The organism is Streptomyces gossypii (assembly GCF_025165795.1).
GTDB classification, from domain to species: Bacteria; Actinomycetota; Actinomycetes; order Streptomycetales; family Streptomycetaceae; genus Streptomyces; species Streptomyces gossypii.
In genome coordinates, this window is the sequence record NZ_JAJAGO010000001.1 from 318959 (window position 1) to 338222 (window position 19264).

At 71.5% G+C, this 19264-nt stretch carries 17 protein-coding genes; 5 read left to right on the plus strand and 12 right to left on the minus strand.

What is annotated here, in order from left to right:
- Positions 1–263: 263 nt before the first annotated feature.
- Positions 264–593, plus strand: a complete 330-nt coding sequence (locus tag LHJ74_RS01460) for a Tn3 family transposase (protein ID WP_260215529.1) — start codon at positions 264–266, stop codon at positions 591–593.
- A gap of 14 nt (positions 594–607) precedes the next feature.
- Here LHJ74_RS01460 and LHJ74_RS01465 read toward each other — a convergent pair whose 3' ends face one another.
- The gene (locus LHJ74_RS01465) at positions 608–1942 is read right to left on the minus strand and encodes an MFS transporter (RefSeq protein WP_260215530.1); all 1335 of its coding nucleotides are present in this window, start codon (positions 1940–1942) and stop codon (positions 608–610) included.
- Between the two features lie 73 nt (positions 1943–2015).
- Between LHJ74_RS01465 and LHJ74_RS01470 the strand changes: the two genes are divergently transcribed.
- Complete coding sequence (locus tag LHJ74_RS01470; RefSeq protein WP_260215531.1) at positions 2016–2951, plus strand: LysR family transcriptional regulator; 936 nt, start codon at positions 2016–2018, stop codon at positions 2949–2951.
- Between the two features lie 51 nt (positions 2952–3002).
- On the opposite strand, the gene LHJ74_RS01475 is transcribed toward LHJ74_RS01470, so the two are convergent.
- The 8 genes from LHJ74_RS01475 to LHJ74_RS01510 all read right to left on the minus strand — a co-directional run bounded on the left by LHJ74_RS01475 (position 3003) and on the right by LHJ74_RS01510 (position 14197).
- Positions 3003–3845: a TrmH family RNA methyltransferase gene (locus LHJ74_RS01475; protein ID WP_260215532.1), complete on the minus strand. Its 843-nt coding sequence runs from the start codon at positions 3843–3845 to the stop codon at positions 3003–3005.
- Positions 3846–3893: 48 nt separating this feature from the next.
- Positions 3894–5108, minus strand: coding sequence for a uroporphyrinogen-III C-methyltransferase (gene cobA / locus LHJ74_RS01480; protein ID WP_260215533.1), 1215 nt, complete (start codon positions 5106–5108; stop codon positions 3894–3896).
- Positions 5109–5336: 228 nt separating this feature from the next.
- A complete protein-coding gene (gene cobT, locus LHJ74_RS01485; protein ID WP_260215534.1) occupies positions 5337–9170 on the minus strand; it encodes a nicotinate-nucleotide--dimethylbenzimidazole phosphoribosyltransferase in 3834 nt (1277 codons plus the stop codon).
- Between the two features lie 251 nt (positions 9171–9421).
- Positions 9422–10660, minus strand: coding sequence for a precorrin-6y C5,15-methyltransferase (decarboxylating) subunit CbiE (gene cbiE / locus LHJ74_RS01490; protein WP_260215535.1), 1239 nt, complete (start codon positions 10658–10660; stop codon positions 9422–9424).
- A 116-nt stretch (positions 10661–10776) separates the two neighbouring features.
- A complete protein-coding gene (locus LHJ74_RS01495; protein ID WP_260215536.1) occupies positions 10777–11415 on the minus strand; it encodes a GNAT family N-acetyltransferase in 639 nt (212 codons plus the stop codon).
- A 144-nt stretch (positions 11416–11559) separates the two neighbouring features.
- Positions 11560–12420 (minus strand): MetQ/NlpA family ABC transporter substrate-binding protein, encoded by an 861-nt coding sequence (locus LHJ74_RS01500; protein WP_260215537.1) that lies wholly within the window; start codon positions 12418–12420, stop codon positions 11560–11562.
- Between the two features lie 35 nt (positions 12421–12455).
- Positions 12456–13127 carry a methionine ABC transporter permease gene (locus LHJ74_RS01505; protein WP_260215538.1) on the minus strand — a complete coding sequence of 224 codons (672 nt, stop codon included), beginning with the start codon at positions 13125–13127 and terminating at the stop codon, positions 12456–12458.
- Positions 13124–14197 carry a methionine ABC transporter ATP-binding protein gene (locus LHJ74_RS01510; protein WP_260215539.1) on the minus strand — a complete coding sequence of 358 codons (1074 nt, stop codon included), beginning with the start codon at positions 14195–14197 and terminating at the stop codon, positions 13124–13126. Before LHJ74_RS01510 ends, LHJ74_RS01505 begins: the two co-directional genes overlap by 4 nt.
- Before the next feature lie 589 nt (positions 14198–14786).
- Between LHJ74_RS01510 and LHJ74_RS01515 the strand changes: the two genes are divergently transcribed.
- Positions 14787–15155: a hypothetical protein gene (locus tag LHJ74_RS01515; RefSeq protein ID WP_260215540.1), complete on the plus strand. Its 369-nt coding sequence runs from the start codon at positions 14787–14789 to the stop codon at positions 15153–15155.
- Between the two features lie 79 nt (positions 15156–15234).
- On the plus strand, positions 15235–15621 hold the full coding sequence (locus LHJ74_RS01520) for a hypothetical protein (RefSeq protein WP_260215933.1): 387 nt from the start codon (positions 15235–15237) through the stop codon (positions 15619–15621).
- A gap of 68 nt (positions 15622–15689) precedes the next feature.
- Here LHJ74_RS01520 and LHJ74_RS01525 read toward each other — a convergent pair whose 3' ends face one another.
- Positions 15690–16199, minus strand: coding sequence for a GNAT family N-acetyltransferase (locus tag LHJ74_RS01525; RefSeq protein WP_260215541.1), 510 nt, complete (start codon positions 16197–16199; stop codon positions 15690–15692).
- Positions 16200–16503: 304 nt separating this feature from the next.
- Positions 16504–17670, minus strand: coding sequence for a glycerophosphodiester phosphodiesterase (locus tag LHJ74_RS01530; RefSeq protein ID WP_260215543.1), 1167 nt, complete (start codon positions 17668–17670; stop codon positions 16504–16506).
- Positions 17671–17926: 256 nt separating this feature from the next.
- On the opposite strand from LHJ74_RS01530, the gene LHJ74_RS01535 reads away from it, so the two are divergent.
- Positions 17927–18610: a lysophospholipid acyltransferase family protein gene (locus tag LHJ74_RS01535; RefSeq protein WP_260215935.1), complete on the plus strand. Its 684-nt coding sequence runs from the start codon at positions 17927–17929 to the stop codon at positions 18608–18610.
- Positions 18611–18835: 225 nt separating this feature from the next.
- On the opposite strand, the gene LHJ74_RS01540 is transcribed toward LHJ74_RS01535, so the two are convergent.
- A complete protein-coding gene (locus tag LHJ74_RS01540) occupies positions 18836–19213 on the minus strand; it encodes a hypothetical protein (RefSeq protein WP_260215545.1) in 378 nt (125 codons plus the stop codon).
- Between the last annotated feature and the right edge of the window lie 51 nt (positions 19214–19264).

Consider the following 19264-nt stretch of genomic DNA (forward strand, 5'->3'; position numbering starts at 1 on the left):
TCGTCACCAGGTGCGGTTGCCGGGGGCATAGTGGCGCCAGGTTCCTCCAGCTTCGGCCGCGAGCTGGCGGGATTGCCGCGTCTCCGCTGGATGCGGAGGACATCGCCGCGCGGCTTGGTGACGGGCTCGGGCCAGCGCGCTGGGGGTGCCCTCGGCGGCGGCGGACGACTTCGGCGGGTTCGCGGGGCAGTACGAGAAGATCGAGAAGGTCGCAGCCCACCACGGCATCACTGCTCGGGGTCATCTCCCGTACGGCGTACCGGGTGGAGTGGTGGCGCCGTTTCGATCCTGCCTCGGGCAACGAGCCGAAGCTGAAGGACCCCTTCGGCCGGTACGTCATCACCACCTTCGTGAAGGGCACCAACATGGGCCCCTACGAAGCCGCCCGGCACATTCCCGGCGTGAGCGGGCGCGAGCTGTCGCTGGCCGCGAACCGCCACTTCTTCATCCCGACGCTGGACGAGGTGTCAGCGCCGTGCCCGCGATCCACCGCCGACTTCTCGGCCTCCGCCAGGCCCCCTGCGGCGCCGCGGCGGTCCCGGCGCAGCGCAAGGCCCGCCGCGAGTACGAGAACCGCGTCAACGTTCTCGTGACCGGTCCGTAGGAACTACCCGACGTTCAAGATCATCCCGTGGCGGGTTTCCGGCGTATCTGGATCATGCCCCAATGTGGGTCGGTCCGGCCCGGCGCACCGCTCGTTCAGCGGTGTCGGAAGGCGTCCTCGGCGGCCGAGGCGGAAGGTGGCGATCAGGGCGAGAACACCCAGGGCGGCACCGGTCCAGCTGAGCCGGGTCACGGATGCACTGAGCGGCATCCAGGTGCTCAGCACGCCTACGGCGACGGCGGGTGCCCCCGACCCCAGGTAGAAGAGCAGGTACAGCGCGGCCCCGATCCCGGCCCGTTGTCCGGCCGGTGTCCGTGCGTCCACTGCTCGGGCGGCGCCGCTGAAAGCCAGCCCGTGCCCGGCGCCGGCCAGCAGCGCGGAGGCGAGCGTGGCCGGGAGGGAGGCGGCCCCGGTGGCTGCGAGCAGCAGCAGGCTCACGGTGAGCGCGGCGGTACCGAGTTGCTGTGCGATGTGTGCGGTGCAGCGCGTGCCGGCGAGCTGGGCCAGCAGGGAGCATGACAGGACTGCTCCCAGCACTCCGCCGGTCAGGGCGGGGTTGTCGGTGTGCAGGGTCTGCCCGAGGAGGGCCGGTAACAGGGCGAGGTAGATGCCGACGACGGCCCAGGCGAGGAACCCGTTGTACCCCGCGGTGAAGAAGAGTGTCCGCATCGTGGGCGGGATGTGCGGTCGGGTGGGGCGCCACCGCCGCTGGGTCATGGGGATGTCCGCCGGGCCGGGAACGGTCCGGCGGAGTCGGCGCCATACCCATGCCAGCAGGGTCAGGTGCAGCAGAAAGGGGGTGACGAGCGGCCCGGGTGCGTACCGGGCGAGCAGGCCCGCTGCGGCCGGCCCCACGGCGGTGCCCGCTGCGAAGGCCAGGCTGCCGAGGAGCGGTCCGCCGATGCGGGCCGCGGGGCTGCGGTGCCAGGTGATGAGTGCCTGAGCCGCGCCGGTCGCGGCGCCCAGGGCCAGTGCTTGGCCGACGCGCCCGGCGAAGAGCCAGGCGGGGCTGTCGGCGAGGGCGAAGCAGAGGGAGCCCGCTGCGGCGAGCAGCACGCTCAGCCGCAGGACGGGCCGGTGGCCCATGACGTCCGCCGCCGGTCCGCACAGCAGCAGCGCGGGCCCGCTGACCAGGGCGAAGGTTGCGAAAAGCAGGGTCATGACCAGGTCGTCATAGCCGAAGACACGCTGGTAGTCGGGATAGAGGGGGCTGGGAAGGTAGGCGCCCGCGGTCAGTACCACGACGAGGATCCCGGCGGTCTGCACCGCCTGGCGGTCGGCGTGGCCCTCCCGCCGACCATGCCCTTGGATCCGGAACTCCCGGTCAGTAATGATCATATGAATCAGTGTGCGGGCAATCAATCGCAAGGAAAATCAAACGATTTTATGGATGACCGTGCAAACTGTTTGCATGATTGACTCACGGCTCCGGATCCTGCAGATGGTTGCCGAGCACGGCACGGTGACCGCCGCGGCACAGGCGCTGCACTACACGCCCTCCGCCGTCTCCTACCAGCTGCGCCAGCTCGCCGCCGACGTGGGCACGGACCTGGCGGTGCATCAGGGCAGGGGCATCCGGCTGACGCACGCGGCCCGCATTCTGCTGCGCCACGCGGAGCTCCTCCAGGAGCAGTGGGAACTCGCCCGCGCCGAACTGGCAACCCTTGACACCGAGCCCACCGGACAGGTCACGCTCTGCGGTTTCTCCACCGCCGCGAGCCGCTTGCTGCCACCCGCCGCAGCGGCGCTGCGCGACGCCCACCCTCACCTGAGGGTGCGCATCATCGAAGCCGAACCCGACCGCTGCTTCGACCTGCTGCTCTCGGACGAGGCCGACCTCGCGCTGCTGGTGGCCACGGCGGATTCACCGCCCATGACGGACCGCCGCTTCGACCAGCAGCCGCTCCTCGACGACCCGCTGGACCTGGTGGTGCCGCAGGGCCATCCACTGACCCGCCGGCAGCGGGTCACCCTCGCCGATGCCGCGAGGGAACCCTGGATCCTCGGCAACCCGGGCACGACCTACCACCAGTTGGTGCTCGCAGCCTGCATGAGCGCGGGCTTCACACCCCACATCGCCCACTACGCGGATGAGTGGGGCACCGGCACCGCTCTGGTCGCCCACGGCTTCGGGGTGATCCTCGTGCCGCGCCTGGCACAGCTGAGTGAGGAGTCACCGGTTGTACGTCTCCCACTGCGGGGCGAGCCTGCACTGGTCCGCCGCATCATGGCTGTCACCCGCCTCGGGGCCCGGGAGAACCCTGCTCTCACGCACGCGGTGGAGACCATCGCCGCAGCCGCCGCACAGCTGCTGCCGAAACGCCGACCGGATCCCGCAGAGAGCTGACGGTCCGGTACCCGACAGCCCGCACCGGGTCGTGACCAGAGCCTCGGGTCGTTACCAGAGCCTCGTCGTGTAGAAGGCCACGGCGGAGGCTGCGGCGACGTTGAGGGAGTCCACACCTGCGACCATGGGGATGCGGACCCGTTCATCGGCCGCGCTCAGAGCGTCTTCCGACAGCCCGTCCCCTTCGGTGCCGAGCATCAGGACCAACTTCTCATCCCGGCGGGCGGCCAGTTCGTCAATCGTGATCGCCTGCTCTGAGAGGCACAGGGCGGCCGTCACGAAGCCGTGCTGACGGAACAGTTCGGCGTCCTCCGGCCAAGAGGCCAGCCTTGTCCAGGGGACGTGGAAGACCGCGCCCATGGACACCTTCACGGCCCGCCGGTAGAGAGGGTCGGCACAGCGCGGTGTGAGGATGACGGCGTCCACGCCAAGAGCGGCTGCGTTGCGGAAGGCGGCGCCCAGATTCGCGTGATCCACGATGTCTTCGAAGAGGGCGACGCGCTGACCCGCACCCCTGGCCGGCTCCACGACGCCGCTCCGCGGGGAGGCCAGCAGCGCTTCCGGCGACGGCAGGGGCCTGCGCTCCATCGAGGCGAGCGCGCCCCGGTGCACGTGGTAACCGGTCACGCGTTCGGCCAGCTCGGGTGCCACGGCGTAGACCGGGCCGGTGGCCTGCTCGATCACATCCCGCATCACCCCCAGCCACTTGGCCGAGAGCAGCATGGAGCGCATGGCGTAACCGGCCTGCTGGGCGCGGCGGATCACCTTCTCGCCCTCCGCGATGAAGAGCCCCTCGGCGGGCTCCCGTCGGCGCCGCAGTGCGACATCGGTGAGGTCGGTGTAGTCGCTCAGACGCGGATCGTCGGGGTCGTCGACGGTGATGACGTCAGCCACGGAGCGCCGTCCCCCTCTTCCCCTCGCCGGCCCGCTCCCCGCTGCCGTTCACCGACGGCGGGCGACGGATACGACGTCGCCGACGACGATGATGGCCGGGGGCCGTATGGCCTCCGCCTCGGCGGCTTCGGCCGCCGTCGCCAGGGTGGCGTCCACCCGGCGCTCGTTCGCCGTGGTGCCCTCCTGCACGATCGCGACGGGTGAGTCCGCCGCGCGGCCGTGCCGGATGAGCGTCTCGGCGATGGCGCCGAGGCGTTCCACGGCCATCATCAGGACGAGCGTGCCCCGAAGCCGGGCGAGTGCCTCCCAGTTGACGAGGGATCGCGGGTCGTCCGGGGCGAGATGCCCGCTGACGACGGTGAACTCGTGCGCGACTCCGCGATGTGTCACCGGGATGCCGACCGCCGCGGGCACGCTGAGGGGGCTGGAGATACCGGGCACCACGGTCACCGCGATACCCGCCTCCGCGAGCTGCTCGGCCTCCTCCATGCCCCGCCCGAAGACGAACGGGTCGCCGCCCTTGAGCCGCACCACCGACTTGCCTGCCCTGGCGTGCGCGATGAGCGCGCTGTTGATCGCCTCCTGGGCCATCGCCCGGCCGTACGGAATCTTCGCGGCGTCGATCACCTCGACATGCGGCGGGAGCTCGTCCAGCAGGTCGCGCGGGCCGAGCCGGTCGGCGATCACGACGTCGGCCTCGGCCAGCAGGCGCCGTCCGCGGACGGTGATGAGATCCGGGTCGCCCGGACCGCCGCCGACCAGCGCGACGCCGGCGGTACGTGCCCGGTGCCGGGGGGCTACGAGCGTGCCCTCGCGCAGCCCTTCGACGATCGCGTCCCGTACGGCGGCGGAACGCCGGGGGTCGCGGCCGGTGAGCACCGCGACGGTGACGCCTTCGCTGCGGCCGGTGGCGGGTGTCCAGGCCGTGGCCGCCTCCGCGTCGTCGCTGCGTACGGCCCAGATGCGGTGCGCCTCGGCCTCAGCGGAGGCCGCGGCGTTCGCCGCCGGGTCGTCGGTGGCGATCAGCGCGTACCAGGCTCCCGCGAGGTCGCCGTCCCGGAACGGACGGCGCTCCCAGGTCAGCTCGCCCGCTTCGGCCATCGCCTCCACGGAGGGGGTGACGGCGGGCGCGATGAGAAGCAGGTCCGCGCCTGCCGCAAGCAGGGCGGGCAGCCGCCGCTGGGCCACGGTGCCGCCGCCGAGGACCACGACGCGGCGTCCGGACAGGCGGAGCCCTACGGGATAGGCGGGGGTATCGGACATCGCGGTACGGCTCCTTGCGGTGGTGCGGTGCCGCTGCGGCGTCGGAACGGCGTCGGGGGACTGCGGGGGCGGTCAGCAACACCTTAGTACCGCCGCGACCCGCTGTCGGCGCTGGTCAGAGACTGATGCCCCGCGACCGGCCTGGCGTACGCGCGCCACCCGCCGTCTCCCGGTCCCGGGCGCGGGACGGGAGGCGGCGGGTGGGACGGCGACGGAGACGGCAGGTGCTCAGTTCTTCTCGGTGACGCCCGCCGAGTCGAAGGTGGCGACCTCGTGCATGGCACGGGCCGTGCTCTGCACCATCGGCAGCGCCAGGAGTGCCCCGGTGCCCTCGCCGAGCCGCAGGTCGAGGTCGATCAGCGGACGCAGACCCAGCTTGGTCAGGGCCGCCACATGGCCCGGTTCCGCGCTGCGGTGCCCCGCGATGCAGGCGGCCAGCGCCTCCGGGGCGATGAGCCGCGCGATCAGCGCCGCCGCACCCGCACTGACACCGTCCAGGATCACGGGTGTACGGAGTGACGCGGCACCCAGGATCAGCCCCGTCAGTGCCGCGTGCTCCAGCCCGCCGATCGCGGCCAGCATCCCGAGGGGGTCGGACGGGTCCGGCCGGTGGAGCTGGAGGGCGCGGCGGATCACCTCGACCTTGCGGGCATGGGTCTCATCGCTGATGCCGGTGCCCCGCCCGGTGACCTCGGCCGGATCGGCGCCGGTGCAGGCGGCGATCAGCGCCGCGGAGGCGGTCGTGTTGGCGATGCCCATCTCGCCGGTGAGCAGCGCCTTGTTGCCCGCCGCGACCAGATCCCGCGCCGTCTCGATGCCGACCTCGATGGCCCGCAGCACCTCGTCGGGGGTGAGGGCGGGGCCCTGGGTCATGTCGGCGGTGCCCGGCCGCACCTTGCGCGGCATCAGGCCGGGGCTGGCGGGGAGTTCACCCGCGACACCGACGTCGATGACGCACACCTCGGCGCCCACCTGGGAGGCGAAGGCGTTGACCACGGCCCCGCCGTTCAGGAAGTTGGTGACCATCTGCGCCGTCACCTCCTGGGGCCAGGAGGTGACGCCCTGGGCGTGCACCCCGTGGTCACCAGCGAACACCGCGACGGCGGCGGGCTCGGGAATCGGCGGCGGGCACTGCCGGGAGAGGCCGCACAGCTGCGCGGAGATGATCTCCAGCATGCCGAGCGCACCGGCCGGTTTGGTCATCCGCTTCTGACGTTCCCACGCCTCGCCCAGCGCCTTGGCGTCCAGCGGGCGGATCCGCTCCAGGGTCTCGGCCAGCAGGTCGTGGGGCTCGGCACCGGGCAGCACACGGCGGCCGTACGACTCCTCGTGCACGACCCAGGAAAGCGGGCGCCGCTTGGACCAGCCCGCCTGCATCAGCTCGGGCTCGTCCGGGAATTCGTCGACATAGCCGATGCAGAGGTACGCGACCACGTCGAGGTGCTTGGGCAGGTCGAGGGCGCGGACCATCTCCTTCTCGTCGAAGAAGCTGACCCAGCCGACGCCCAGGCCCTCGGCTCGGGCTGCGAGCCAGAGATTCTCGACGGCGAGGGCGGAGGAATACGGAGCCATCTGCGGCTGGGTGTGCCGCCCGAGGGTGTGGCGGCCGCCGCGAGTGGAGTCGGCGGTGACGACGATGTTGACCGGGGTGTCGAGGATGGCCTCGATCTTCAGTTCCTTGAACTGCTTCGCCCGCGCCTTCGGGAGCGACTTCGCGTACACCTCGCGCTGGCGCTGGGCGAGCTCGTGCATCGTGCGCCGGGTCTCCTCGGACCGGATGACCACGAAATCCCAGGGCTGCGAGTGACCGACGCTGGGCGCCGTGTGGGCCGCCTCCAGGACACGCAGCAGCACCTCGTGCGGGATGGGGTCGGATCGGAAGCCCTTGCGGATGTCCCGTCGTTCGCGCATGAGCCGGTGCACCGCCTCACGCTCGGCCTCGTCGTAGCCGGGCGCAGCTGGTGACTGGGGCGTCTCCGGTGCGGCGGGGGCCTCGGGGGTGGCGGGTGCCTCCGGGAGGCTTTCGGGCCCGGCCGGAGCGGAAGCCCGGGTCTCGGGCTCCCCACCGGTGGACGACGCGGCTTCGGCCGCCGGGCCGTCGCCGCTTATCGACGGGACGGGATCGGTCGCAGAAACGGGCATGCCAGGCGGTACGGCCACGGGTGGGGCTGCGTCCGCCGTCTGCTCCGGCGCGGCCTGGGCGGCCGGTTCGGGGAGCGGGGGCGTGCTCGCGTCGGGCGGGGCGGGGGTTTCCTCCGTCGCCGGTGCTGCGGGCTGCGCTGCCGCCGTCGGCTCGGTCGGTTCCGCCTGTTCGACGGGCGGTGTCGCGGCGTCCGGCGTCACGGCTTCCGCAGCCACTGCGGGGGTGGCAGGGGCAGCCGCGTGCTTGGCGGCGGGCGCGGGCGGCCCCCCATCCGCTGCTTCCGGCACTGGTTCCCGGACAGGCTCCGGGATCTCCTCAGCCACAACGTCAACGAGGGGGGCCTCCGGGGCCGCCGGGGGCTGGACCTCTCCGGACGGCGGCTGGGCGGCCGCCGGGTCGGGCTGCTGTGTGTCGGTGCCCGGTTCCGGGGGCACCGGTTCCGACTGCACGGGCACGGGCACGGGCACGGGCTCAGGCCGTACGGGTTGGGACTGCGCGGGCCCGGCCTGCGCGGCTTCCAGCGGGACGGCTTCCGGTTGTACGGGCTCCGACTGGACGGGCTCCGGCTGTACAGGTTCCGCTCGTACGGGCTCCGGCTGAGCGGCCGGGGCGGTCTCCGCGTCCGCCGGCACGACCTGCGGCCCGGCGACCTCGGACCCGCCGTCCGCCCCGGGGGCGTCGGGTGCGGAGGCGTCGGGTGCGGAGGCGTCGGGTGCGGAGGCGTCGGGTGCGGAGGCGTCGGGTGCGGAGGCTTCAGGTGCGGGCTCCGGCGCCGAGGGCACCGGGGCTGCGTCGGCGGCCTCGGACTGCGGGCCTGAGGGCTGCGGCTCGGGAGTCGCGGGCACCGGGGCCGGAGCAGCCGGGACGTCCCGGGATTCCGGCGACGGATAGGGGTCGACAGGCGCCGAGGGGCCGGGGATCGCGGCAAGTTCGGGGCCCGGCAGCGAAGTTGCGGGGTGCGAGGTCGCGGGCTTGGCTGTCTCCTCGGCGGCAGCCTGCGACGACTGGACGCTCCACACGTCCGGCTGGGAGGGGATCTCGCCCAGCTGCGGCCCGGGGAGGGAGTCGGGGCCCTGTTCCGCGATGTCGAGGTACTCCAGCCCGGTGACGGGCAGGCCCGGCTGCGCCACGGGAGACGGGTCCGCGGCACCCGGCGCCGCCGCGCCGGACTGCGGCTGAGGCTGCTGCTGGTGCTGCTGCTGGTGAGTGCCGTCCGCCGCCGGGGGCGCGGGCGCGCTTGGGCCGCGGTCTGCGAGCGAGCGTACGGCGCCCGACTGCTCGGGCACCGGAGGGCCGAGGTGGAGCGGGCGGCGCTGCTGTGCGGACTCCTTCTCCGCAGGGGCAGCGCCGTCCTCCGCGCCGGACGGCTGCGCACCGTTCACCATGGCAACGGGCGTCCCGGCCGCGGGCGTCCCGGCGGCGGGTGTACCGCCCACGGGCGTACCCCCAGCGGGCGTACCGACAACAGGGGTACCCGCGGCAGGCGTTCCCGTGCCGTGCCCACCGGAGACCGGTGCGCTGGCGGCGGGCGTACCCGCAGCAGGCGTCGCCCCGGGGTGTGCGCCGTAACCACCCCCGGCAGCCGCACCGTCCGCCGGTACGCCTGCCGCCGGTGTGTCCGGCTGGGGCATCCGGACGGCCCGGTAGTCGAGTGTCCCGGTGTTGCGCCCGTCCGTCTCATGGGTGCCCACGGGGCGCGTCTGATGGGGGGCTCCCGGCACCAACTGGGTGTCACCCCAGGCTCCTTGCGCGCCCGGCATCAGCAGATCTTCCTCTTCACCGGACATGCCGGAAGTGCTCACCTGCGGGTCCTCGAAGGTATACGCGCCGGATGCGGCCGGGGTGCCCGGCTGCGGCTCCGGCTGTGCGCCCGCGTGAGCCGGCTGTCCCTCGCCGGGGATCTGGCCGGTGTCAGTCATGCGTACCCCTCGCCCATCGGTAGTTCTCTTCCAACCCGGCGGATGCCCGCCGCGCCCCCTGGATGAAGAACGAGCGCGTGCTCATTGCGGCACGAGCCTCCGTCTCCGCCATCCGGACTATTGAGGACGAAGCATCCTCGCCGGGGACGGCACAACGGTCCATCAGCCTACCGGGCACAGAGCGGCTCACCTGCCACGGGTGAGTGAGAAGAGGCACTATCCGGGGCTTCCTCAGCGATGTGCGCAGGACTTCAGCCGCGGACACCCGAAAGGAGGAAGACGACGGCGCGCTCACTCTCCGCCCAACGCTCCCTGTCCCGTTCGGTGTCCAGCTCCACCGATTGGAGGAGCGCGCATTCGACGCGGTAACCGGCGGCGCTCAGGACGCGTCCGATCGCCTCCGCCTCGTCGCGTGTCGCCGCGTGCGTCACGATCCGCTCGGGGCGCCGGTCGCCGACCGCCGCGACGGTACGGATGTCGCCGCCGCCGATCCGCACCACGTCCGGTTCCGGCAGATCCTCCAGGGCGTGCGGTGCCGTGCCGTTCACGGTTTGCAGTTGAAGCCCTCTGCTCCGGGCCGCGGCTGCCGTACGGGCGCAGGCTTCCGCGTCCCGGTCGACCGCGATGACGGCGGCACCGAAGCCGGCCGCCTCGACCGCCACGGCGCCGCTGCCCGAACCGATGTCCCACACCAGATCGCCGATGCGGGGCCCGAGCCGGGCCAGTTGGGCTGCGCGCAGCTGAGTCGACTCGCCGGGGCGTGCGCCGGCCGCGCCACCGGCGTACTCCGAGGTGGGGCGCGCCCAGCCGCGCGGGGCCGTCGGGTAGCCGGGTTCGTGGCCGGCCAGCCAGCCGGATGCCTGGTGTTCCACGGAGCCCGCGTCCACGGTGCCGCCGAGGACTATCACCACATTGGGGTCGCGCCAGGTGTGGTCGGCGACCTTGTCGGAGGTCAGGACGCTGATCTCCTCCCGCTCGGTGCCCAGCGCCTCGCAGATGACGAAGGTGCGGTGGACTCCCCGCAGCAGCAAGGCCAGTTCGGGCGGCCCGGCTCCGGGTGAGGTGAGCACGGCGACCTTGGTGTGCGCACGGCAGACGTTGACGACGCGGCGCAGGGTGCGGCGGTGGGCGGCGACGACCTGCGCGTCGTCCCAGGGCATACCAGCCCGGGCGAAGGCGGTGGCGACGGCGGAGACGGCGGGGGTCACCTCGACCTCCAGACCGTGTTCGGGTGCGCGCAGTGTGCGTACGACGCCGAAGAAGCCCGGGTCGCCGTCGGCCAGCACCACGGCGGTACCCCGGTGTCCGGCGATCCGCCGGGCCGCGAGTGAGACGCTGCCGAGCCGGATCCGTTCGGCACCGGGGGGTACCTCGGGCAGGGCGAGATGGTGCGCGGCTCCGGCGACCAGGGTGGCCGCGCCGAGAGCGGCGCGAGCCGCGTCGGTCAGCGGGGTGCCGTCCCACCCGATCACAGTGACGCGGTCGGCCATGGGCGGAACTCTCCTGTGTGGTCGCGGGGCACCGGTTGGTCCGGTCCTGGGGGGGGCAGAGCGAGATTACCTCCGCAGAGGCGGAGGCGGAGCCCCGGGTACGGGCGAGGGTGCGGTCAGTTCCACTCGGGGTAGGCGGAGAATCCGCCGCCGTCGGACAACTGCTCGGGTGCTCCGTCGAAGTCCTCGGGCAGCAGGCTCCAGACGATGAGGTCGGTGCGGATCTCGGTCCAGCCGCCGTCCTCGGTGCGGGAGCGGGCGATCCAGGCGTTGCGCAGCACACCTTCGCTGATGCAGCCGAGCTTCTGGGCGACCTGCTGGGAGGCGGTGTTGTCGGCGGCGGTGCGCAGTTCGAGACGTTCGAACTTCTGGTCCTGGAAGAGCCATTGGGCGGTGGCCAGTACGGCCTCCGAGGCGTAGCCCTCACCGCGGGCCCATGGCGCTGTCACGTAGGAGGCCTCGGTGGTGAGCAGGCGCCAGTCGGTGTTCTTCAGGTGGACGACGCCGACGAGCCGCTGGGTGAGGAATTCGGTGACGGCCAGCACGATGCCGCGCCCGGCCGTGCGTTGGGCGGGTGCCTGGCGGGTGACCCAGGCGCGGGCGTCGTCCTCGGTGTACGGGGCGGGCACGGAGGTCCAGACGGCGACCAGTTCGTCGTTCATCATCTCCGTGAAGGAGGGGATGTCCGCCAGTTCGAACGGGCGCAGTACAAGCCGGTCCGTACTGATGGAGATGTCCGGAAAGGTCGGTGTCATGCGCCGCTCCATGCAGATGCCTCGGGGGTCCGGGGCCGGGCCCCGGAAGGTTGCAGCAGTGCACAGCATGCAGCATCGGCCCGGCGACGCGCAGCGCCGGGCCCCTGTGCTGTCACGGGCCCGGCGCTGTGAGTCGACTTGTCGCTACGAGGACTTGACCGGGCCGAAGGCCGGGAGGATCGCGCTGTCGTAGGTGTCCTCGATGTACTTCTTCACCGCGTCCGAGTGGAGGAGGCGGGCGAGCTTCTTGATCCGGGGGTCGTTCTGGTCCCCCTCCTTGACGACGAGCAGGTTGGCGTAGGGGTTGCCGTCCGACTCCTCCAGGGCAAGGGCGTCGTGGGCGGGCTCGAGGCCGCCCTCGATCGCGTAGTTGCCGTTGATCACCGCCGCGTCGACGTCGCCGAGGGCGCGCGGCAGGGTGGCGGCCTCCAGCTCCTTGAACTTCAGGCCCTTGCGGTCCTTGATGTCGGAGGGGGTGGCGTCCTGGCCCGCTCCGGCCTTGAGTGTGATGAGGCCGTTGTCGGCGAGCAGTTTGAGGGCGCGGCCCTCGTTGGTGGTGTCGTTGGGCAGCGCGACGGTCTGGCCGCTCTTGAGGTCTCCCAGCTCCTTGAGGTCCTTGGAGTAGAGCCCGAGCGGTTCCAGGTGCACACCGGCGACCCCGACGAGGTGGGTGCCCTGCTTCTCGTTGAAGTCGTCGAGATAGGGCTTGTGCTGGAAGAAGTTCGCGTCGACCTGGCCGCTCTCGGTGGCGGTGTTGGGCAGCACGTAGTCGGTGAACTCCTCGACCTCGATCTTCAGGTCCTCCTTGGGCGCCAGCTCCTCGCTCACGTACTTCAGGATGTCCCCGTGGGGGGTGGGGCTGGCGGCGACGACCAGCGGCTTGCCGTCGTCGGCGGCACCGCCGGAGGAGCTGCCGGGGTCGGAGTCGGTACCGCAGGCGGACAGGGCCAGGGCCAGGGCGGTGGTGGCTGCCGCAGCAGCGGTGATCTTGATGTTCGTACGCACGAAAAGTGCCTCTTTCTCTTTGTTGCTCTGGTTTCTCAGGTGGTGGCGCGCTCGCGGCGTGCCAGCAGCCGGACGGCTCCGTCGCCGGCCAGCTGCACAGCGGTGACGATCACGATCAGTACGGCGACCGTGAGCAGCATGAAAGGGGTCTCGAAACGCTGGTAGCCGTAGGTGACGGCGACCGAGCCCAGCCCGCCGCCGCCGACTGCCCCCGCCATCGCGGAGTAGCCGATGAGCGTGATGACTGTCGTGGTCAGCCCGGCGATCAGGGAGGGCAGCGCCTGCGGAAGCAGTGCCTTGAGGACGACGGTGGGCACTCCGCCCCCCATCGCCTGCACGGCCTCGACAATCCCGCGGTCCACCTCGCGTACGGCGGTCTCGACGAGCCGCGCGAAGAACGGGATCGCGCCGACCGCCAACGGCACCACCATCGCGGTCGGTCCGATGGAGGTGCCCACCACGAAGCGGGTGAAGGGGATCAGGGCGACCAGCAGGATGATGAAGGGCAGCGACCGCCCGAGGTTCACGATCACCCCGGCGATCCGGTTGACGGGGCCGCTCTGCAACAGGCCGCCCTTGTCGGTGAGGACGAGCAGGATGCCCAGCGGCAGGCCGCCCAGCACCGAGATGACCGCCGACCACAGGACCATGTAGAGCGTGTCGACGGACCCCTGAGTGAGCAGCGGCTCCATCTCGTCCCAGGTCATTCGGCACCTTCCTTCGCGAGCGTGGGCACGGGCGCGCCCTTGGCCGTCGGTGCGGTCACGACCTCGGCCTGGAGGCCCTGTTGGCGCAGATAGCCGATCGGGACGACGTTGTCCTCGAAGGGGCCGGGCAGTTCGATCCGCATCCGGCCGACCTGCCGGCCGCCGATGGTGTCCATGGCGGCGCCGAGGATGGAGATGTCGATGTCGTAGGTGCGGGAGAGCTGGGAGATGACGGGTTCGGTGGCGGTGCCGCCATGGAAGGTGACGTCGACGACGGTCCGGTCCTCGCCCGTGGGTTCGCCGCCGACGGGGAAGAGTTCCCGCGCCAGCTCGGAGCCGGGTGTGGCGAGCAGGTCGGTCAGGGTGCCGGATTCGGTGATCCGTCCGTTGCTCATCAGCGCCGCCGAGTCGCAGACCGCCTTCACGACGTCCATCTCGTGCGTGATCAGCAGCACCGTGAGCCCGAGCTGCTTGTTCAGGTCGCGCAGGAGTTGCAGCACGGAGCGGGTGGTCTCGGGGTCGAGAGCGGAGGTGGCCTCGTCGGAGAGCAGCACCTTGGGGTCACCGGCGAGCGCCCGGGCGATGCCGACGCGCTGCTTCTGGCCGCCGGAGAGCCGGGCCGGGTGGACCCGCGCCTTGTCGGCGAGGCCGACCAGGTCCAGCAGCTCACGGGCCTTGGCTGCCCGCTCGCGGCGGTCGAGGCCGAGGATCTCCAGGGGCAGTTCGACATTGCCCTGCACGGTGCGCGAGGAGAGCAGGTTGAAGTGCTGGAAGACCATGCCGATCCGGCTGCGCGCCGCGCGCAGCTCGGCGGTGGGGCGGCGGGCCGGGGCGGTACGGCTGCCGCGCCGGGCGAGCGCGGTCAGGTCCGCGCCGTCGACGGTGACCGTGCCCGAGGTCGGCCTCTCGAGCAGGTTCACGCAGCGGATGAGGGAGGACTTCCCGGCGCCGCTCTGTCCGATGACGCCGTACACCTCCCCCTCCGGGACGTGCAGGTTCACACCGTCGAGCGCGGTGATGTCGCGCTCTCCTGTGCGGTAGACCTTTGTCAGGTCCGTTGTCGTGATCACTGGATTTCCGTCACTGTCGAGTGCCGGGCGCGCGCGAGCGCGGCGCCGGGCAGGTGGCATCCCCTGCGGAGCGGGGGAGAGGGTTCGTGGCAGAGCGCAGCCCGGATGGAAGACGGGGGCACTGCGAGGTGAGCGTGGCGCTCAGTTCCCGCTTCGGGGCGCGGGGCGGTTCAGCCGTGGGCCCTCAGCAGGCACACATTCGGCAGACGGGCATGCGGTGTGTGCCCATACAACGAGCACCGGGCGTCATCGTCGCCTCGGTCGCAAGGGTGCGGCAGCTCGTCGTGCTCATGGATTCAGTAAAACAGACCGCCGTCTCTCACGCCGTAATCTGGGACGAGATGTCCGTATTATGGACACCGGAAGGTCCGGGGCGGTGCCGGGCGCGCCGCCCGATCCGCCGGGCATAACTCCGGAATGCCGCTGTGACCTGCACTGATGTGATCCAGAGGTACGGGAGGGCAGCTTCGGTGGACGCCGGATCGCGAAGCTGGCTGTGGTCAACGCCACGATCCACGGCGACTGGCCCTGGCAGGCCGGGACAGGGGGGCCACGGGACGGGGCGGCGCACCCTTCTAGAATCGCGGTCATGCTCACCCCGCTGACGGTCGCGCTCGCCGTGGCCGCGCTCGCCCTGGCCGCCTGGTGCGGTCACGCGGCCTATCGCGACCAGCCCACCAAGGACTGGCACTTCATCGGCATGGGCGTCGTGACGGCGCTCGCCCTGGTCCAGCTGGTGGTGGGGACCGTGCAGCTGGCGCGCGGCGAGGAGCCGGCCGACGGGACGGTGGTCTTCGTCTCGTATCTGGTCGGCATCCTGTGCTGCATGCCGGCGACCGGAATGCTGTCGCTGGGTGAGCGGACCCGCTGGGGCTCGCTGAGCGTGGTGGCGGGCGCGGTGGTGCTGGCCGTACTCCAGGTGCGGCTCTACGACATCTGGGAGGGCAACGGTGTCTGAGCGGCTGAAGCGCACGGGCGGCGAGGGCACCGGCGACGGGGGTGCGGGCGGAGCGGGTGCGGGCGGGGGCAGGCCGGGGATCGGCACCGGCCCGGGAAAACTGCTGGTCACGCTGTACGGAATCTTCACCGTCGGAGCCGCGTCCCGCTCCATCGTGCAGTTGACGACCCGCTATGAGGAGGCTCCGCTGGCCTATGTCCTCTCGGCGGTCGCCGCTCTCGTCTACGCCTTCATCACCGTCGCCCTGGTGCGCGGTGGGGAAGGTGCCCGCAAGGCAGCACTCGTGTGCTGCGCGGCGGAGCTGCTGGGGGTGCTGACAGTGGGCACCTGGACGCTCGCCGACCCCTCCGCCTTCCCGGACGCGACGGTCTGGTCGGACTACGGCATGGGCTATCTGTTCATCCCGCTGGCTCTTCCGGTGACCGGGCTGCTGTGGCTGCGCGGTGCCGCCCGGAAGCGGACCTGACCCGGACCTGGCCCCCGGCAGGGCCTGGCCCCGGCGGAATTCCTCCACCGGGGCAGGACGACAGCTTCTCAGGCGCTCGTGGTGTACGCCTGCGCGCCCGCTTCCTTCTCCATGGTGACCAGGGTGACGCTGCTGCCGTCAACGTCCGGCGCGCTGCCGACCGCCGCGTAGCCGTACCTGCGGTAGAGGCGCAGATTGCCCTCGCTGCGCTTCCCGGTGAACAGGCGGTACCGCTTGGCCGCGCGCTCGGCCAGCAGCCGCTCCTCGATCCGGGCGAGCAGCCTGCCGCCCAGACCGTGCCGCCGCATCCGCGGGTGGACGCAGAGCTTGCTGATGCGCGCCGTGGAGTCGGCGTCGACGCTGCCGCGCACGGAACCGATGATCTCCTCGCCGAGCCGTGCGACGAGCACACAGCCCTCGCTCAACTCGGCTCGCACCTGTTCGAGGGTCTGGGTGAGGGGTTCGATGCGGTAGTCGCCGTAGAGCTCCGCCTCCGACTGGTAGCAGAGGTACTGCAGCTTGAGGATCTGCTCGGCGTCCTGCTCGGTCGCCGCAGAGATGGTCACGCTCATGCCCATGTGCGCATGCCTCCCCTTATTCCGTGTACGCCCGGACAGGCGAAGTGATGAGGGTGCCGCATCCGGACTGTCTGCCCTGGAGGAGCCGGTTGCCTGCCGCACCCTCCCTGGAGTTCGGGTGCCGCGGCTCCGACCAGAGCATTGTGCGCGGCATCCCTGACTACCGGAACCTCACCGGCCCGTGACCGTCCTGTGAGATTCCCGACGCGCCGCTGACGGTTGGGCGGACGGCGCCCGGGGAGCGGGCACCGTCCGCCGACCGCGTTCGGCTCTCGCCTTCAGCTCCGGAGTCCAGCTCTCGTGTTCAGCGACGGCGGAGCGCTTCGGCCGCGAGCAGCGTCGTGTCCGGGTTGTCGGAGAAGACGCCGTCGATGCCCGTCTCCAGGTACACCTTGTACGCGCCGAACGCGTCCCCGTACGCCCCGGCTTCGGTGCCCCGGCGGAACTCGCGCGGCAGGAAGGCGTTCTCGTTCCGCATGGTGTACGGGTGCAGCACCAGCCCCTGGGCGTGCGCGTCCCGGACCAGGGTGGTCGGCTCGCCGAGACTGCCGTCGGAGTTCTTCGGGATGACCAGGTCGAGCGTCGGGCCGATGCCCTTCGCAAAGCGTGAGATCCACTTCAGGCCCTCGGGCGTCACCAGATCGGCGACCGTGCGCGGGTCGCCCGCCTCCTGGAAGTCCCAGGGCCGCGAGGTCGCGGACCCCAGCAGCACGACACCGGGGCAGTCCACCAGCTTGCCCAGCTTCCGGACACTGCTGGGCTCGAACGACTGGACGAAGTTCGTGGCGTTCCGGTGGTGCCGTCCGTACTTGCGCAGCAGCTTCGCCAGCCGCTCCTCCAGCCCGAGGTCCAGGTCACGGAAGTAGCTGGGGTGTTTCGTCTCGACATGCAGCCATACGGGGCTGCCGCCGCGCCGGGAGCGCTGCTGGTCGGCCCACCGCAGGACCTCCTCGAAGGTGGGCACCTCCCAGCGGCCGTCGTAGAGCGTGTTGTGCTGCCGCTCCTTGGGCAGCCGCTCCTTGGCGCGCAGCGTCTTGAGCTCGGAGAGGGTGAAATCCTCGGTGAACCAGCCCGTCAGCGACTTTCCGTCGACCGTTTTCGTCGTCCGGAGCCCGGCGAACTCGGGGTGGTCGGCCACGTCCGTGGTGCCGGTGATGTCGTTCTCGTGCCGGCAGACCAGATGGCCGTCCTTCGTCGGCACGACATCCTGTTCGATGATGTCGGCGCCCATCTCCAGGGCCAGTTCGTACGCGCCCAGGGTGTGCTCGGGCCGGTAGCCGCTGGCGCCGCGGTGGGCGACGACAGCCGGCACCGGCAGCCGGTGGCGGGAACCCCCGGAAGAGGAAGCTGCCGCGCTCCCCGGTCCGTCCGCCGCGTATGCCGCGCCCGCCGGGCCCAGCGCCGCGACGCCCGCACCCACCGCCGCCGCACCCAGCAGGGCTCTGCGGCCCGGCCGCTGCTCCTGTGACATGGGGTCTCCTCACTCCGTGATCCGATGTCGCGCACCTGTCGCGTACCTGTCCAACAACGCGCTGATGGTAGGTGGGTTGACCTTTCCGGCGGGAGACGCTCGGCCGAACACGGCGAAAACAGCTTCTGAGTGCACACCACCGATGAGCGCCGCAGATGATTCCCGCCGTGACCCGGTGCCGCTGGCGCGGACGACGGCGAGTATCGTCCTCACCTGCGCCGCGAGTGTGCGCCATGCCATCGTCGACGGAGGGTCCGTGTCCCGTTTCCAGCTGATCAAAGCGTTGTTCGGCTCGGTTTTGCGCGTGCTGCTCCGGCCGAGGGTCGAGGGCGCGGAGCGCATTCCCGGTACCGGCCCGGTGATCCTGGCCGGGAATCATTTGACCTTCATCGACTCGGTGATCCTGCCACTGGTGTGCAAGCGCCAGGTCTTCTTCATCGGCAAGGACGAGTACGTCACCGGCAAAGGGGTGAAGGGGCGTCTGATGGCGTGGTTCTTCACCGGAGTCGGCATGATCCCGGTGGACCGGGACGGCGGCCGTGGCGGCGTCGCCGCGCTGATGACCGGCCGCCGAGTGCTGGAGGAGGGCAATGTCTTCGGCATCTACCCGGAGGGCACCCGCTCCCCCGACGGACGGCTCTACCGGGGCCGCACCGGCATCGCACGGCTCGCCCTGATGACGGGTGCACCCGTGGTGCCGTTCGCGATGATCGGCACCGACGAGGTGCAGCCCGGCGGCAAGGGCCTGCCGCGGCTCGGCCGTGGTCACCGCATCAGCGTCCACTTCGGCGAGCCGCTGGACTTCGCCCGCTACGAGGGCATGGACCGGGACCGCTACGTGCTGCGCGCGGTGACGGACGAGGTCATGAGCGAGGTCATGCGGCTCTCGGGCCAGGAGTACGTCGACATGTACGCAACGAAGGTCCGGACCGCCGCCTGAGCGTGCCGGGCGCGCGGCCGGCGGCTTGCAGTCGACCGACGGCTTGCGGTCGGCCACGCAGGTTCGTGGAGGGGTCTCCCCGCCGCAGGCAGGGGACGCGTCACAAGACGGAGGGATGTCCGGATACCGCATGTATCCGGACATCCCCACGACGCGGCCGGAAGGGGCCCTCCAGGCCCCGCAGAGCCGAAGGAACGCGTAGCTGCCGCCGCGCGCCCGCCAGAACTACAGTCGTCCGCCGGTCACGCGCGTCAGAGGGCCGGCGCCGCTGACGGCGGTGTGCCGCCCGATGAAGAAGGAGGCAGTCGCGACTGCCACCGCTCCGGCGCCGACTCCGGTCACCAGGATCTTCCGCGCCCTGACAGCCGTCCAGGTGGCAGCGGCGGCCGCCTGGGGTGCGCGCAGGGTGGTTTTGAGCGTCTCTTCGCTGACTGGCAGTGCCGAGATCAGCGGCTTCGGCGCTTTCGGCTCGGTCGCCGGCCCCGTGTCCGCCTTGGTGGCGGTCTGAGCGGCATCCTTCGAGCTGCCGGTGGTATGGGCCGTGCCGGTGGTTCCGTTCGTGGAGTTGGCTGCCGTTCGCTGGTTGGTCGCTTCCTTAGCCATGGGGACCGGGTATCCGCCTGACTGCGTGTGAAACCCCCATCGGCAACCGGG